The organism is Marasmitruncus massiliensis (genome assembly GCF_900186535.1).
In the GTDB taxonomy this organism is placed as follows: domain Bacteria; phylum Bacillota; class Clostridia; order Oscillospirales; family Ruminococcaceae; genus Anaerotruncus; species Anaerotruncus massiliensis_A.
Map to the genome: position 1 here is coordinate 57,807 of NZ_FYDE01000004.1, position 15,481 is coordinate 73,287.

The window sequence follows — 15,481 nt, forward strand, 5'->3', positions numbered from 1 at the left end:
GGAAAATAAGCAACACAAAAAGGCCACCGCCGAAGCGCTGACCTGAAGTTGGCAGTACGCTACCGAGAAAGGCCGGTTGAATCCATATCCACAGGCTCGTTCACGGCGTTCAGATACTCTTTCACCTTGCCGTAGTAAATGCGTAGAAGCTTGTTGCATCCGGCGGTCATGTAAACGTAATAGGGCTTTCCCTCAGCACGCTTTTTGTCCAGAAATCGAAAGACCGGGTCGTCCGGCGGAGCCTTTTGCAAAAGAACTGTCATCACCATAAAGAGTGTTTTTCGTAGTTCCGGCGAACCGCGTTTTGAGGAACGAGTGCTTATGGCTTCGTATGTACCGGACTGGTTTGCACCTGGGTCCACTCCTGCAAAAGCGGTCAGAGAGCCCTTGTGGGCAAAACGGCGCACATCTCCAATCTCAGCCATGAGCTGTGGGCCAAGAGAGCTTCCAACGCCGTACATGCCCATCACAACAGGGTACTCGGGAAGCTGCTCGGCAAGCTGATTCATCTCGGAACGAAACACTTCGACCGTTTTGGAGATGGAGTTAAGCTGGTTAATGGCTTCCTGCACCATCACTTTAGATAGTGGATTTTTCGGCAGCATAGCAATCAATTCTTTGGAATCCGCATAAATTTCAGCTACCTTGGTGGCATTGAAGTTGTAGCCGTGCCTCTTGCACCATTTGTGGTATCGTTCCACAAATGCGCTTTCCCCTATGCTCCGTACACAATCAACATGCCAGAAGGACGCGGCGAAATCCACCCACTTTTGGCTCCCATCCGTACGGACAGGGCTGTCAAAAAGAGCGTTTACACCGGGGTAGGTCTGGTCAAGAAGCGCAATCAGATTGTTCTTAAAGGCAACCTTGTTTTTGGTGTACAGACAGTACTGCCGGTTCATGCTTTTCAGTTGGTAACGAATTGTATCCATAGAAGTATGCTCTCGCAGTTCAACCCAATTGTCAAGACCGTACCGTGCAATCTTTAAAGAATCAGCCTTATCTGTTTTGACTTTGCGCAGAGAATTGTTCCCGTATTCCTTGATGAGCAGTGGATTGACTGCGCTGACAAAAACTCCGGCATCATGGAGCATCTGCGCCACAGGCTCATAATAACGTCCGGTATGCTCCAAAACAACACGCGTTTCACCCTCCAGACTTTTTAGCGAGTTTGCCAGCTCCCTGAGTTCACTGGAGGTGTGGCGTACCTCGTAGGGCTTTACCACCAATTCTCCAAAGGGTCGGACAACAGCAACCATGCTTTTGCCCTTGGAAACATCAATTCCCACTGCGTTCATAAAAACACTTCCATCACAGATTTACAATTGGCGAACCACCCTTTCCTCATTACCGATTCTATCTGTTTGATGACACGAACGCACCGAATGGCGGCTCTACCTGCACAAATCGAACGCTGCGAACGAGAGGATGGCTAACTGACTAAATTACGGACGCAAAGTCCTTGGAGGTGCCCGTCAGACCCATTGTCCTCTCATTCTAACAGCTTAGGCAACAAGATGGAAAAAGACATGGCTGGATGCCATGTCATCAACCAATATCTATAGTAACAGGAGGATTCTTATGATCAACAAACAGGTAGACGGACAGGGACGGATTGCAGTTCCGGCGGAGCTGCGGCACAGGCTGCGCATCAGGGGAGGCGACACGGTGCATATGAGCATCGAGGAAGATTCCCTGCGGATAGAATTTCCCGCGCGCCGGTGCGCCATATGTGGGGAACGCGAGGTAAACAAACTGCGCCGGATTGAGGGCAAGGACATCTGTGTAAGCTGCCTGAAACGGGCAAAGGAACTTGAATGACAGCAAGGAGGTAAGATAAGTGAATAGAGTGAAAAAGATAGGGACAGTGCTGCTGATGGCGGCACTGTCCCTGCCTCAGTTTTTATCTTTTGATGTAAAAGGAGATCAACATATGCGTAAACATGAACCATTCAAGTCATTGATTAGTTTAGTAGTGATGGCGTTATTACTATGCATATCGTTACCAATAACTGCTTGGGCAGAAAGTACCAACGAACCTGTCAATGAAACAGTTCAGGTGGATGTTTCTAATGAACCCATTGTCGACGTATATCTTGCAAAAGGTATCTCAGATTTAGAAACAAAATCATTTAAAGAGGACTTGTTTTCTCAGCTGAATGATGACGGCTATAATACTGGAAATATACTGGTGAATGAGATTCAGTCTGCCGAAATAAATGTGTCTACAGCATTTAATTGGCAAAAAGACGTGAGTTCATCAATTGGAAACATTTCAATTACCGGAAACGGACAGAATGTTGTTATGAATGGGAATACGTCGAATGCAGGTAAAAATGCTATTTGGACTTTTCCGACAAATGACTATCATCAAAAATTTACATTTGGATACAACATAGATTTTGGAGACAGCTTCAACGCAGGTGGTATGCTTTTAAAGGTGAAAAGAAACGGGAACAGCTTGACGGGATATATGATTAGCTGCAACAACTCATCCTGGGTCAGTGCGGCAGGTGGAGCCAATGGAGCTATATGGACTTTTTCTTATAGCATCGGTGCAAATGATACAAACATAACAAAAACACTTGTTAAAAGCCTTACTATTGACCAGTCGGGAGAATTAACTGTAGAGGTTGGCAAGGATAGTATAGCAGTGAGTGGAGGAGGATTGAGCGGTACAGAGGTTATCACAACAGAAGACGGATACGGCAATGGATTTGGTTTCTTTTCTGATCATTATTCGCATAACTGCGAAAGAATCGGGCAGTTCAGCTTGACAAACATAAACCTGACTCAAACCAATGTAAAAACCCTGTCAGATGTTTTGAAGACCCCTGAATGGCGTGATAATTCAACAAAGATGCTGGTCAATGTTAACGATTATTCTGAATCGGACTTCAAAAATAGTAATGACTTATCACAGACCTTGATGCGCACCATTAATGAAAACATTCATTATATTTCGTGGGGAAACAGTGCAAATCAGGCCTCGAATGAGGATTATATTGCAAAAAACAATGGAAATGGAATGTTTATAAACAATAGTAATTATATGAACGCGATTATCCAGACGGCGGCCTACATTGAAAGTGTTATTAATAGTTATCAGCCAAAGCAGTATGTAGTAGTAGAGGAACCCATTAAACTACAAGTAAACCCAAGTAATTTAAAATCAAATACTGCTACGCCAAATTATCCAAATGGACGTTGGAAAATTGCACATGACTATACCTATTTCGCCTATAACATGGGTAAATATAGTGGTTCTGATGTCTACCAAAAGGATATGCCAAGCACTTTTAATAAAATTGGTAAATACAAAATTTATTTTGCCGATGCCTTAGTTAAAGAAGTTTTCGTACATCGCAAACCTTTAGCCAGTTTCAGTATTATGATTGGTACCGACAATGCAGTTACATATTACACTAATTCATATGATATGGATACCACTTCGAATATTGGGTTTGGTCCAGGCATTGCCGAAGAAGAGTGGTCATATCGTGAAAGTACAACTACTACTTGGACAGAAGGCAAGTTGGCCATATTCGATCCCTCCAAGGTTTATCAGATCCAACTACGAGTCAAAGATGAGCAGGGCTTATGGAGTGACCCTATGGTCAAGTATTTATCGTCATCGTCAAACATGCCGGTAGCTGATTTCAATTTTGGTGCAAATGTGATCACCATACATGATGCACTTCAGATTATCAATAACTCCTATGACCCGAGTGGAGAGGCGCTAACTTCTGTTCAGTGGACCTTAAAAAAGGATAATTCAATTGTCAGCACAGAAAGTGAACCTACCACAGATTTTGATGCACATGGCCTTGGGGTAGGCACTTATACATATACGCTGACTGTAGCGAATATGTCCGGTGCGAAATCTGATGAATTCACAAGAATGTTTCAGGTTATCGATTATGTAGACTCTATCCCGCCCACCATTGATTCCGTGGAATTCACAGACAACCTGTCTGTCGTAACCATCCGTATGAGCGACGAAACCTATGGGGAAGGCGTCAAGGGCGTCTACATTAACGGGGAATTTTATGCAGGCAATCCCGTCATTAGGGAAGTATTGGAGGATACTGCAGTCATGCGGCTGCAGGCAGAAGATAATGCGGGAAATAAATCCGAAATACGAAGGGAGCATGTACCGGGCAGAAAATCTGTGACAATTGAAACAGTGGCCTTTTCAGATGATAACAAAATGGCCACAATTGCTGCTGCTACCAATGAGATAGGGACATCTATCACCGGCATCTACTGTAATGATGAGCTAATCGTGGGCAATCCGGTCACTTACACAATTCCTGTTGACAACAGCCAATACCTGAAGGTGCAGGCGGTAAACAACGAAGGGGACCGCTCTGAGATTGTCACAAAACGTGTTCCCGGCTGGAGTGAAGTGGTGGATACCATCGCGGTGACCAGTGTTGAGTTCCTGAATGGCAACAGGCTGGCACGGGTACGCGCGGATACGACACGGCTCAATGCTTCCATTCTCGGTATTTACGTTAATGGTGTTTTCCATGAGGGCAATCCGATAGAGTGTGAGGTGGCGTCCGGGACAGAGTATCTGGAGTGCCAGGCGGCGGATGACGTAGGGGATCTGTCTCAGCCAGTGGTACGTCAAGTCCCTCGAAACACTGGAAGCGGTGGTGGCGGACATCATAGCAGCGGCGGCTCCGGCTCCACCACATCGATCTCTATCTCGGAACCGGTTCTGCAGGACGATGGCCAGTACCGCATTGGCATTTCCGCAAAGGACAGTGAATGCGAGATTGAGAAAATAGTCGCCGTTTGGGACGGCCACAAAGAGAACATTACAAAATCTCACTTTATTTTGCTGGAAAACGATACACTTTTGCAGGTCATCGCCGTAAACAGTGACGACAGAATGACTTACAAAAAGGTGCGCATCCAGTTGTCCGGCGACGAACCGATCGAGGAGGAGCCTGTTTCAGAAATACCGGCAGCGGAGAAAACAAATCCGACAGCGAAACAGGATTTCTATGCGGGGCAGGTTACTCCGGCAAAAGAAAATTCTGCAGATTCCGAAAGTGGCAGTACGGCGGATCCGCGCGAGCAGCTGGAGGGACTGCTGCGCCGACAGCAGCTGAAGCACAAAGAACAACCGGCACAGGCTGCTAACGTTCAGCAGGTAATTCCCGAAACCATCCGCAGATCTTCTGCAGGTTCTAACAGGCCGGGCGCGGCGGCTGTTGTGGCGTCCTTGCTTTGCTTTCTGGCACTGATGGTGATGATCGTTCTTCTGGTGCGCAGGCAGCACAAACAGAGCGCGTATTGCTTGCCGAATATCCCGAAAAAATAATAAGCGTGGGCAGGCGGGAACAAAACTGTTTCCGCCTGCTTTGGATTGTGTTATGATGCGTCTTATTTTGTAGAATGGAGAAAACTGAATGACTTATTTGCTGATTTTGGAAACCATCCTGATGCTTCTGCTCGTCTTTTATACACGTCTCCTAAAACGAACAATTCAGACAAAAAATATAGACATTGCGTTTCTAAAAAGAAGGTTAGAGGAAAGCGAGGGGAAACGCTAATTTAACGGTTATGTGTTCACCGCGGTCTGAAGCCACGGTTATTTTTAAGAAGAAAGGGGTAACAAAATGAATTATTTCAGCATTGGCAACAAGCTGTTCAGCTTTGGCCTATCTCCAGCTGAAGCTATTGTTTTCTGCGCAGTGCGCAGTTTCCGCAATCCTCTTTCTTTTGCCGTATGCTGTGCGAACACAATCAGCAACAAGACGGGTTTGTCAGTTCGCACCATCTATCGCGCGCTGGAAGACCTCCAGAATAAGGACTTGCTGTGCAAGGCAAAACGGTACCGGTATGATGGCAGCAGGGCTGCAAATGGCTACCATGTGGCTCGCGTGGGCGGCGGCCAGTTTAAAGTGGAACGCAACATCTGGAAGTATAAACTGGATGCTGCGAGTTTCCTGGTTTATCTGTACATAACCAAATGTATCAACAATCATTCCAGAGAGGGCTTCCCCAGCTTGCGCAAGATGGAGAAGGTGCTGGGGCTGTCTAGAACCACCATCATCGCGAAAATCAGGGAGCTGCACCGGCTCGGCGTACTCCGGAAGTATCACCAGCGTCATAAGCAAGGCTATCACTGCAACAGGCACTGTGTGCCGCTGCTGAACTACAAACCTCATATTGCAAAGCAAAAAGGACGCACGGCAATGCGTCCTTTTCTTATGCGTCATCCAGCTTTTGCCCTCACCACAAGGCGTATTGCAAGGATACCGTCTATTTGCAGTGTAGCGCATTTAGATGAGAATTTCAAGAGGGCAAAGAAGAAACGAAGATGCAAGTTGTTTTCTTATTTTAGGTGGTTCAGATTTGGCAGAGCAGGTATTATACCCATCTCAGTTACAGCAAAAGAAAGAATAGCTTTAGATTCTACATAGCTTAGTGGAATAGATAGAACAATGCGGATGATAAAAAATTTGCAAGACTGTTCTGACTCCACGGATGAAAGGGCAACTGCCCTTTTTCTTTTTGCAGAAAACAAGTTATATCGCTGCCCGGGGAAGCCATACTAGGGAAAAAGGAGTTGAAACCGTATGGCAGTCTCGCACAAATCCGTCATATCGTTTGGGTTGGTCGCAATCCCAATCGCAATGTACACGGCCACGCAGGATAATGATATCCACTTTAACCAGCTGCACAAAGAAGACCATGCGCGGATCAAATACAAAAAAACCTGCGCCCATTGCGGTCAGGAGATCACCTCTGGCGACATCGTTAAGGGGTATGAGTACGATAAAGACCAGTATGTTGTGGTGACGGACGAGGAAATCGAGAAGATTAAAACCGAAAAGGAAAAGTCCATTCAGATTCTGCACTTTGCGCAGTTAAACCAGATATCCCCTGTTTACTATGATAAGACCTATCAGGCCGTACCCGAGGCCGGCGGCGAAAAGGCGTTTGAACTGCTGCGCGCTGCTTTGATGAGTGAACAAAAAATTGCGATTGGCAAGACAGTTCTCGGAACCAGCGATACGCTCATGGCAATTATCCCACGGGAAAACGGCGTTCTGATTTCGACGATGTTCTATGCAGACGACATTAAGGGGCTGCAAAAGTCCTATAACAAACCGGAAGTTTCTGAGCAGGAGCTGACAATGGCCAAGACGCTGATCAGCTCTATGGACACACCTTTCGACCCGTCACAGTACAAGGACGAATACCAGGACAAGCTTCGTGCCTTGATTGAAACCAAGATATCCGGGAAAGAGGTTGTTGCCGCGCAGCCGGAAAGCGCGGGCAATGTCATCAGCCTGATGGACGCGCTGAAAGCGTCCATCGAGCAGACGAAGCCTGCATCTTCAATAGAACCGGAAAAGCCCAAACGCGGGCGGCCTAAGAAGGGCGCATAATGGGCATCTTTGAAGAGCGCAATGTCAAGCCCATGCTGATCGGAGAGATGCGGGACGCCTTTGATTCGCCGGATTACATTTATGAACTCAAGCTGGACGGGATTCGCGCGGTGGTTTATCTTGATAGTGTGCGCACTGATTTGCGCAACAAGAGAAATTTAATGGTAACCTCTATATATCCAGAATTGAGAGACATTCACAAACAGGTGAAAAAACGCTGTATTCTTGACGGTGAAATTGCTGTCATCAATAACGGAAAACCGGACTTTTCTGAAATGCAGCGCAGGTCGCTCATGAGCAATAAATTCAAGATTCAGATGGCGGTGGCGAAACTGCCGGTATGCTTTACCGCCTTTGACATTCTGTACCTTGATGGGCAGCAGCTTACCGATCTGCCGCTCATGGAACGCAAGAAGCTGCTGGAGGAAACCGTCGATGAGAGCCCGCGCCTTGCAATATCCCGTTATATCGAGGAAAAAGGCGTGGCCTTTTATGCACTTGCGGAACAGAACGGCTTGGAGGGCATCGTAGCAAAGCGAAAAGACAGCAGGTATTATTTTGATAAGCGGACAAAGGATTGGATCAAGATCAAAAACCTGCAGGACGATGATTTTGTAGTCTGCGGCTATATTGAAAAAGAACGCAATGTCGTGAGTATCGTGTTGGGCCAATATCGAGACAATCAGCTCATTTATAAAGGGCATGTGACTTTAGGCATTTCCGGTGATGATTTCAGGCTCATACAACAGCAAAAAAGAACAGATTGTCCTTTCTCCCCTGCCCCAAAAGGAAATGAGAAGGCTGTCTGGCTTGCTCCGGATCTGGTCTGTACGGTGAAGTATATGGAAAAGACGGAGAGCGGCTCCCTTCGTCAGCCGGTGTTCAAAGGATTAAGAGTAGATAAATTACCAGGGGATTGCATAGAAAAGGATGGCTGATGCCGTCCTTTTTTCTTTTGGTGTCATTTTCCGCTTTACTTTTCAAAATATCCGCATATAATAAGAACAAATGTTTCGAACAATTGTTCTTGATTGGGGTGGAAAAGTGGAGCGGGTGATCTTGCATATCGACCAGAACAATTTTTATGCCAGCGTGGAATGTCTGTACAATCCGGCATTGCGGGATAAACCCGTGGCGGTCGGCGGTGACGTGGAGCAACGGCACGGCATTGTCCTGGCGAAAAATATGATTGCGAAGCGGTTTGGAGTCAAGACAGGCGAAGCGCTGTGGCAGGCACGGCAGAAATGCCCCAATATTGTATTTGTCCCGCCCCACTTTGACCGCTATTTGCGGTTCTCCAAACTGGCCAAAGAACTCTATCTGCAATACACCGATCAGGTAGAGGCGTTCGGTTTGGATGAATGCTGGCTGGACATCACCGGCAGCACTCATCTGTTCGGGGACGGCAAGACAGTAGCCGATCAGCTTCGGGAACGGGTTAAGTTTGAATTGGGACTGACCGCTTCCGTTGGCGTATCATTTAACAAGATTTTTGCCAAGCTGGGCAGTGACTATAAAAAGCCGGATGCCACTACCGTCATCACAAAAGAGAATTACAAACAGATCGTCTGGCCGCTGCCTGTCAGTGATTTGCTGTACGTTGGGCGGGCGACGGAAGCAAAGCTTCGGCGATATGGCATCTGTACGATCGGAGAGCTTGCCAACGCAAATCCGGATTTGATTCAAAGATGGCTGGGCAAGAACGGGGTCATGATCTGGAGATTCGCCAATGGACTAGACTACTCCCCTGTTGCAACCATAGAAAGCAAAATCCAAATCAAGAGCATCGGCAACAGCACGACCACGCCGCGCGACCTTGTAACCGATGAGGATGTAAAAGTGACTATGACCGTGCTCTGCGAGAGCGTGGCCGCGCGATTGCGGGAACAGCAGGCAAACTGCTCTACGGTGCAGATCAGTATCCGGGACAACGAGCTTTATTCCTATGAGCGGCAGGCAAAGCTGGACTTTCCGACCTGCGTCTGCTCCGTAATTCAGGATAAAGCCTTTATGCTCTATAAGCAACACCATAAGGATGGTAAGCCGATCCGCAGCATTGGTGTGCGTGCCTGCGACCTTTCGAGCGCAGACATCCGGCAAATCTCTTTGCTGCCGGAAGAACTGAAGGCGCAGAAATTGAATGATTTGGAATGCGCAATGGACACGATTCGACGGCGGTTTGGCAACTTTGCGGTCCGGCGGGGGAATACTTTAGTTGATACCAAACTTTCCAATCTCGACCCGAAGAAAGACCACACGATTCACCCGGTTGCGTTTTTGAACGGAGGCTGATAATTAATGGTAAGAAAAGTAAATGTAGAAGTAGACGTACATTTTGATGTCGATGGTAACATGCAGCCGACCGCAATCAAGTGGGAGGATGGCCGCGTATTTTCCGTTGACCGTGTGCTGGACGTGCGGCAGGCGGCAAGCCTGAAAGCGGGCGGCCAGGGCATCCGGTATCTGTGCCGGATTCTTGGGAAACAAACCTATTTGTGGTTTGAGAATCCGAACTGGTTTGTTGAGGGCAAGCAATAAAAAGAGGAGGCAAATCGTATGTGCGGCAGATACCAGTTTACGGCTGAAGAGAGCCAGGATATCCGCAATATCATTGCGGAGGTGGAACGCAAATGCGGGGTAACCGGCATGAAAACCGGAGAAGTCTATCCGACGAATCTCGTTCCTGTTCTTTTGCCGTCCGGATCCGATATAGTGCCGGAGCTGCTGTCCTGGGGCTTCCCCAATTTCAGGAACAAGGGTGTGATCATCAACGCCAGGGCTGAAACCGCCCAGGAAAAGCCGATGTTCAAGCGATGCCTGTCAGAGCGGCGCTGTGTGATTCCGACCACAGGCTTCTATGAATGGGATACGACAAAAAAGAAATACCTGTTCCGGCTTCCGGAAGCTCCGGAACTTTATCTGGCCGGGTTGTACAATGACTTTGCCGGAGAGCAACGATTCACAATCCTGACGACTGCCGCGAATACATCCATTGCAGATGTGCACAACCGAATGCCGCTGGTGCTGCCGAAGGAAGATGTAAGTTTATGGCTGCAGAATACAGCAGCTGCCGTGCTAATTCTGAATAGAGAGCCGCCGATGCTGGTAAAACAGCCGGTTGCATAAAATAGCTGCCCCACATGTACGAACTGTACATGTGGGGCAGTTGTCTGTATGAACCTGTATTGGCAGAAAGCACAACAGGGAAGAAGAATTTCGGATATATGGTCGAAATTACCAGTTTTAGGTTGTTTTCACCTGCCTGTTGTCTTATAGTAAATATATGGATTTCAATTCTGATGATACTTGCATAATTGCGAGTCATAGCAATAATGGGAAGTTGATATTGGCATAGGCGAACCTATAATTTGAGTTCGATAATAGCGTATGTTTCTAGAGATTATAGCATGGAATTTGATACTGTAAGAGAAAGAGGTAATGAATATGAGTAGTGGAAATGAACCTTTAATCAAATCAATAAGTGTCTCTCAAATGTTTGGCTTATATACTCAAAATAAATTAATTGTTAACAGAAAATATCAGCGTAAACTTTGCTGGACAATCGAAGAAAAGCGCAACTTCATTGATACAATCATGAATAATTTACCGGTCCCAATGTTTTTACTCGCTGAGGTTGATAATGGGAACTTAGAAATTATTGATGGTATGCAAAGACTTGATGCGATTTGTTCACTTATTGAGCAAAAATATAGTTTGAAGTCTGGCTTTTTTGATCTCGAAACAATGCCAGATACAATTGATTTAGTTCGCAAAGGAAAACTGCTTCAAAAGGGAGGGAAAATAACATCGGACATATGTAAAACTATAGCAAATTACCCTTTGCCTGTTTCGATATTTACTGAAAATTCGAGTCGAATAGAAGAAGCATTCAAAAGAATTAATTCTACAGGAAAGCATTTGTCCCTTCAAGAACTTAGGCAAGTAGGGGTAAATAGCAAATTTGCTAATTTGGTAAGAGAATTATCCGCTGAAGTACGTGGAGATATTTCAGAAGATATATTGTTGCTAAACAATATGTCAAACATTAGTTTGAGTAATCATCGATTAAATTATGGTATATATACCGGAAATATCTTTTGGATTAATCATGAGGTAATAAACACAACTGCGCTCAGAGCATCTCGAGATGAAGAAATAATTGCTTTTATTATAGCCAATATGATATTAGCTCCTGGAGATCGAGATGCATATAATGCTGACACTTTAAATAAATATTACGGATACGACGCTAACCCACTTAATTCTAAAGTTCCATTGGAAATGACGAAAATCGAGGATGCTGTTGACAGAATTTCCCTCAAAATTATAAAAACACAATTTAACACAATTTTTTCATTAATAAAAGAAATATTAGAAGAGAATAAAAGCACAGTTAAAAACTGCATTTTTACTTCTTTTACCAAATTGAAAGACCTAGCTTATCCATTTCAAGCAGTGTTTATGGCCATTTATACACTAATCTATAAAGAAAACTTGCAAGCTGTTGACCATACATTATTATATAAAAATTTGAAAGGAATTGGAAATGACCTTTTTTCTGATGATACACTAGATCAGCTACGTTTTGTTGTAAAAATGAATTCTACAATATCTTTCATTTCTGGGAAAATTAGACCCGCTTTCTCGATTGCAAGGGTTAGTGATCCTGCAGTTGATGATTGGACAATGCAATGTACAAGTATAATCATGAAATCAAGAACGGAACAAAATTTTTATGATTACAAAATTGGACTTACAACATTTGGAGCAAAAAAGTTCAATATAGAGTGCTTGGAGAAAATTATAAAATCACTAACAGCGATAAATAATATAGGACCTAATCATATAGGCTATATTTTAATAGGGATTGCAGATAATTTGGAAGCTGCAGAAAATTATAAAAAGGTATATGGAGAAAGTTATAAAACAGTTGACAGAGTTTTTATTACAGGCATAGAAGCGGAAGCTGCAGCATTACACCAATCAATTGATAGATATACTCATAATTTTAAAGAGTACATACAGAATACATTGTCAATACCTACAGCTTATAAACTACATATTATTCAAAATATGTTTACTCCATTATACTATGGAAAGCAGCTAATTGTCTTGAAAACAGATTTTGGTGAACCTGTTATGTATAACAAAAAATTGTATCAAAGAATGTTTACGGATGTGGATGAAGTAGACCCCACTCAGTATAATTTGATTTATAAAAAATTTTATTCAGTATAATTTGCTTGTTATTTGAGATGAAAGGAAAAGTTCTATTTTTGTCCGACTCTAAACTATATGGTTAGTTTAATTCCCCATTGGTACAAGAAACGAATTGCTGATTATTGTTTATGACATGCTCAAACTCGAGAAGGCCGTTGTTCATATACCCTGCATAGGAGGTATCAAGGAAAACGCGAGCTGCCCATTATGTTTATACAGGCATAGCGCAAGGGGTACCCCTTGCGCTTTCCAATAGTAGAATAATAAATAGGCAAAAGGAGATCAAGATGGAGCAAATCTCTTTTAATGATCTTGAACGAGAGAGATCATTATTTTCCTTGCCAGGCCGAACCGCATATATAGATGAATGTGGCAACTTTGGTTTTGATTTCAATAATGGAGGATCAAAGTTCTATATCTTATGTGCAGTTGTTGTAAAAAACTCTGATATTGACAAACTCCATGCTGCTGTGTCTGTTGTAAAGCTAAATAATGGCTTCGGTCAAACTGAAATGAAATCGAGTGCAATTGGCAGCAACTATCAAAGAAGAAGTAAGATAGTTGCAGAATTATTGCCAATCGAGTTTAGAGTAATTCTGTTTGTGGCAGATAAGCAGGCATTTATAAGTGGTAGCCCACTTACTTCCTACAGGCAATCCTTCATTAAATTTCTTCACCAGCGCTTATATAATGTCCTTTATAATGCATATCCAAAACTGAATATAGTTGAAGACAAAATAGGGACTTCAGAATTTCAGGATTCCTTTAAAAAATACGTCCGAGAGCATCGGCCCGCGAATCTGTTTAATGAATATGATTTTGATTATACTGACAGTAAGGACTCGTTGCTAGTTCAGTTGGCTGATATAGTTGGTGGCACAATAAACAAAGTATATATTGATGACCATGCACCACATTATCTGGAAATGCTAAAGGGTAAAATCCTTTGCATCGAAGACTTTCCGAATAGAACCATTCCATATTTTTCTTCAGCCATTTCTAAGAACACGCAATATGACGAAACTGTTTTTAGCCTTGCCATCCAACAGGCTAAATCGTTTATTACTAAATATGAGTATAACGAACTATTTGAAAAAAAGCTACAGATTGCGTTGTTAAAACACCTAATATTTCAAGTCTACAACGTTGATCCATATAACTATATTTCATCGCCTCAGTTATTGTCAGTCTTAGAAGAATACGCTGATTCGAGAATCCGTCCAAATTATTTATATCGAAGAATTATAGCTCCTTTGCGAGACGCAGGGGTTATTCTTGCTAGTTGTGCACATGGGTATAAGATACCAATATCAGTTGAAGATATTACAACGTATCTTAATCAGACACATACCATAGTGTCTCCTATGCTTCATAGAATTGAGATATGTAGGAACTTAATTAGACAGAATACTGAGAATGCATTGGATGTGCTGAATGACCCCGCTTTTTTAAAATATAAAAACTACTTTGATTAGGGCTCAAATGAACTTCTTATAATGTTTAATTTGTGGCGTTTCAATCGGTCGCACCTCGCATGAGGTGAGTGGATTGAATTGAAATTATCGAGAGAAATCTTGCTTTAATGGCGTGTAGCACCTCGCATGAGGTGCTTGGATTGAGATTTGTAAAAAGCTGTTTGTTTATACAAGTTATAGCTATACCGTAAAGCAAAAGCACATACTAAAGAAAGGTAATGAGAGGAAAAGACATGCCATATATGACCATAGACTTTACGTATGACCAAAAAGATAAAAAAGAAAAATTAGATCGCATTACTCAAAAAACATGGAATTTTTTTATACGTGATGCAAGGCGGCAACGAGGATTTGAGAACCGCGAAGGTCAACAGAATATGGCATTAGATATTATTCAAGCAATAGAATCTAACCAGCATATAGCGGTGGAGGCGGGAGTTGGTATTGGAAAATCTTTTGCTTATCTTGTGCCTGCCTTACTTTACAATCGTGAGTTTGCAACTCCAGTTGCAATTGCGACTTCAACAATTGCTCTGCAGGAACAATTAAAATCAGATATTAAGGTTCTAAAAAAACTTCTCAATTTGCACCCGGAAGTAATTCTGGCAAAGGGCCAGACTCACTACGTTTGTCGTATGAGGGCTGATAATTATCTGAGTCAAAAAAAGGACAAATTAACAGAAATGCTCCGCCGAGATATTAAACAAGGTAAAAGTGATCGAAGAGACTTCGAATATGACATTGAAAATAGAATTTGGGATAATATTAATATTAGAGATTATGGTTTTAAAACGTGTGATCGCTGCCACTATAAAAAGCGTTGTTCGTTTAAAATCATGAGAGATGCTATGATAAGCACTAATGGAATTGTTCTTTGCAATCAGGATCTCCTAACGGTTCATCTTCAAAAAATAAGCGGGGGATTTTCGCCTCTTTTCAATCCTAAACTATCGCTAATTGTAATAGATGAGGCTCACAATTTGGAGGATAAGGTTCGTAATGTGTTTATTAAAAGGTATGGTAAGGAACAAATCATGGCTCATATTGTTCAGGCCAGTAAAAGTGTACGAAAACACGGTACAAATATAGATGTACTTATCGACAAACTAAATTTAGTATTAGATAAATTCTATGATCATTTGCAAAGATTAATTCGAATACAAATCAATACAGCAATGAATGATATGAAGTATGCAGATAGATTTTTTCTGCCTTTTGACGATGAAACAAAATTATTGATAAAAGACACTTACAGAGTTATCTCAAGAATTTCTGAAAACGTTCAGCTTCATTCCGCAATGAATAACAGATTATTTGACGCAGCAATTGATGAAGTAATCACGATCGAGAATTTTTTTGCAAAATTAAATTAAC

Annotated in this window: 12 protein-coding genes; 11 read left to right on the forward strand and 1 reads right to left on the reverse strand. The window is 43.2% G+C overall.

Annotated features, from left to right (window positions below; translation table 11 throughout):
• Nucleotides 1-59: 59 nt before the first annotated feature.
• On the reverse strand, nucleotides 60-1,298 hold the full coding sequence (locus C1A10_RS04235) for an IS110 family RNA-guided transposase (RefSeq protein ID WP_101909072.1): 1,239 nt from the start codon (nucleotides 1,296-1,298) through the stop codon (nucleotides 60-62).
• 283 nt (nucleotides 1,299-1,581) lie between these two features.
• Between C1A10_RS04235 and C1A10_RS04240 the strand changes: the two genes are divergently transcribed.
• The 11 genes from C1A10_RS04240 (at nucleotide 1,582) to C1A10_RS18715 (ending at nucleotide 15,480) form a co-directional block, all read left to right on the forward strand.
• Nucleotides 1,582-1,821, forward strand: a complete 240-nt coding sequence (locus C1A10_RS04240; RefSeq protein WP_101909073.1) for an AbrB/MazE/SpoVT family DNA-binding domain-containing protein — start codon at nucleotides 1,582-1,584, stop codon at nucleotides 1,819-1,821.
• Nucleotides 1,822-1,840: 19 nt separating this feature from the next.
• On the forward strand, nucleotides 1,841-5,335 hold the full coding sequence (locus C1A10_RS04245; protein ID WP_145997697.1) for a hypothetical protein: 3,495 nt from the start codon (nucleotides 1,841-1,843) through the stop codon (nucleotides 5,333-5,335).
• A gap of 298 nt (nucleotides 5,336-5,633) precedes the next feature.
• Nucleotides 5,634-6,440, forward strand: a complete 807-nt coding sequence (locus C1A10_RS04250) for a helix-turn-helix domain-containing protein (protein WP_101909075.1) — start codon at nucleotides 5,634-5,636, stop codon at nucleotides 6,438-6,440.
• Nucleotides 6,441-6,596: 156 nt separating this feature from the next.
• Complete coding sequence (gene ku, locus C1A10_RS04255; RefSeq protein ID WP_101909076.1) at nucleotides 6,597-7,412, forward strand: non-homologous end joining protein Ku; 816 nt, start codon at nucleotides 6,597-6,599, stop codon at nucleotides 7,410-7,412.
• Nucleotides 7,412-8,350, forward strand: coding sequence for a non-homologous end-joining DNA ligase (ligD, locus tag C1A10_RS04260; RefSeq protein WP_101909077.1), 939 nt, complete (start codon nucleotides 7,412-7,414; stop codon nucleotides 8,348-8,350). Before ku ends, ligD begins: the two co-directional genes overlap by 1 nt.
• Before the next feature lie 106 nt (nucleotides 8,351-8,456).
• Complete coding sequence (gene dinB / locus C1A10_RS04265) at nucleotides 8,457-9,704, forward strand: DNA polymerase IV (RefSeq protein WP_101909078.1); 1,248 nt, start codon at nucleotides 8,457-8,459, stop codon at nucleotides 9,702-9,704.
• A 6-nt stretch (nucleotides 9,705-9,710) separates the two neighbouring features.
• Entirely contained in the window at nucleotides 9,711-9,950 is a 240-nt protein-coding gene (locus C1A10_RS04270; protein WP_101909079.1) for a hypothetical protein, read from the forward strand.
• An 18-nt stretch (nucleotides 9,951-9,968) separates the two neighbouring features.
• Nucleotides 9,969-10,538 (forward strand): SOS response-associated peptidase, encoded by a 570-nt coding sequence (locus C1A10_RS04275; RefSeq protein ID WP_101909080.1) that lies wholly within the window; start codon nucleotides 9,969-9,971, stop codon nucleotides 10,536-10,538.
• Nucleotides 10,539-10,856: 318 nt separating this feature from the next.
• Entirely contained in the window at nucleotides 10,857-12,650 is a 1,794-nt protein-coding gene (locus C1A10_RS04280) for a DUF262 domain-containing protein (RefSeq protein ID WP_180950981.1), read from the forward strand.
• A gap of 269 nt (nucleotides 12,651-12,919) precedes the next feature.
• Nucleotides 12,920-14,107, forward strand: a complete 1,188-nt coding sequence (locus tag C1A10_RS04285; protein WP_101909082.1) for a DUF3800 domain-containing protein — start codon at nucleotides 12,920-12,922, stop codon at nucleotides 14,105-14,107.
• Between the two features lie 233 nt (nucleotides 14,108-14,340).
• A complete protein-coding gene (locus C1A10_RS18715) occupies nucleotides 14,341-15,480 on the forward strand; it encodes a DEAD/DEAH box helicase (RefSeq protein ID WP_242968829.1) in 1,140 nt (379 codons plus the stop codon).
• Nucleotide 15,481: the final 1 nt, after the last annotated feature.

Bases quoted from the DNA above. Each gene is read 5' to 3' on its own strand.
- C1A10_RS04235 (WP_101909072.1), bottom strand. From the start codon at position 1,298: ATGAACGCAGTGGGAATTGATGTTTCCAAGGGCAAAAGCATGGTTGCT.
- C1A10_RS04240 (WP_101909073.1), top strand. From the start codon at position 1,582: ATGATCAACAAACAGGTAGACGGACAGGGACGGATTGCAGTTCCGGCG.
- C1A10_RS04250 (WP_101909075.1), top strand. From the start codon at position 5,634: ATGAATTATTTCAGCATTGGCAACAAGCTGTTCAGCTTTGGCCTATCT.
- ku (WP_101909076.1), top strand. From the start codon at position 6,597: ATGGCAGTCTCGCACAAATCCGTCATATCGTTTGGGTTGGTCGCAATC.
- ligD (WP_101909077.1), top strand. From the start codon at position 7,412: ATGGGCATCTTTGAAGAGCGCAATGTCAAGCCCATGCTGATCGGAGAG.
- C1A10_RS04270 (WP_101909079.1), top strand. From the start codon at position 9,711: ATGGTAAGAAAAGTAAATGTAGAAGTAGACGTACATTTTGATGTCGAT.
- C1A10_RS04275 (WP_101909080.1), top strand. From the start codon at position 9,969: ATGTGCGGCAGATACCAGTTTACGGCTGAAGAGAGCCAGGATATCCGC.
- C1A10_RS04280 (WP_180950981.1), top strand. From the start codon at position 10,857: ATGAGTAGTGGAAATGAACCTTTAATCAAATCAATAAGTGTCTCTCAA.
- C1A10_RS04285 (WP_101909082.1), top strand. From the start codon at position 12,920: ATGGAGCAAATCTCTTTTAATGATCTTGAACGAGAGAGATCATTATTT.
- C1A10_RS18715 (WP_242968829.1), top strand. From the start codon at position 14,341: ATGCCATATATGACCATAGACTTTACGTATGACCAAAAAGATAAAAAA.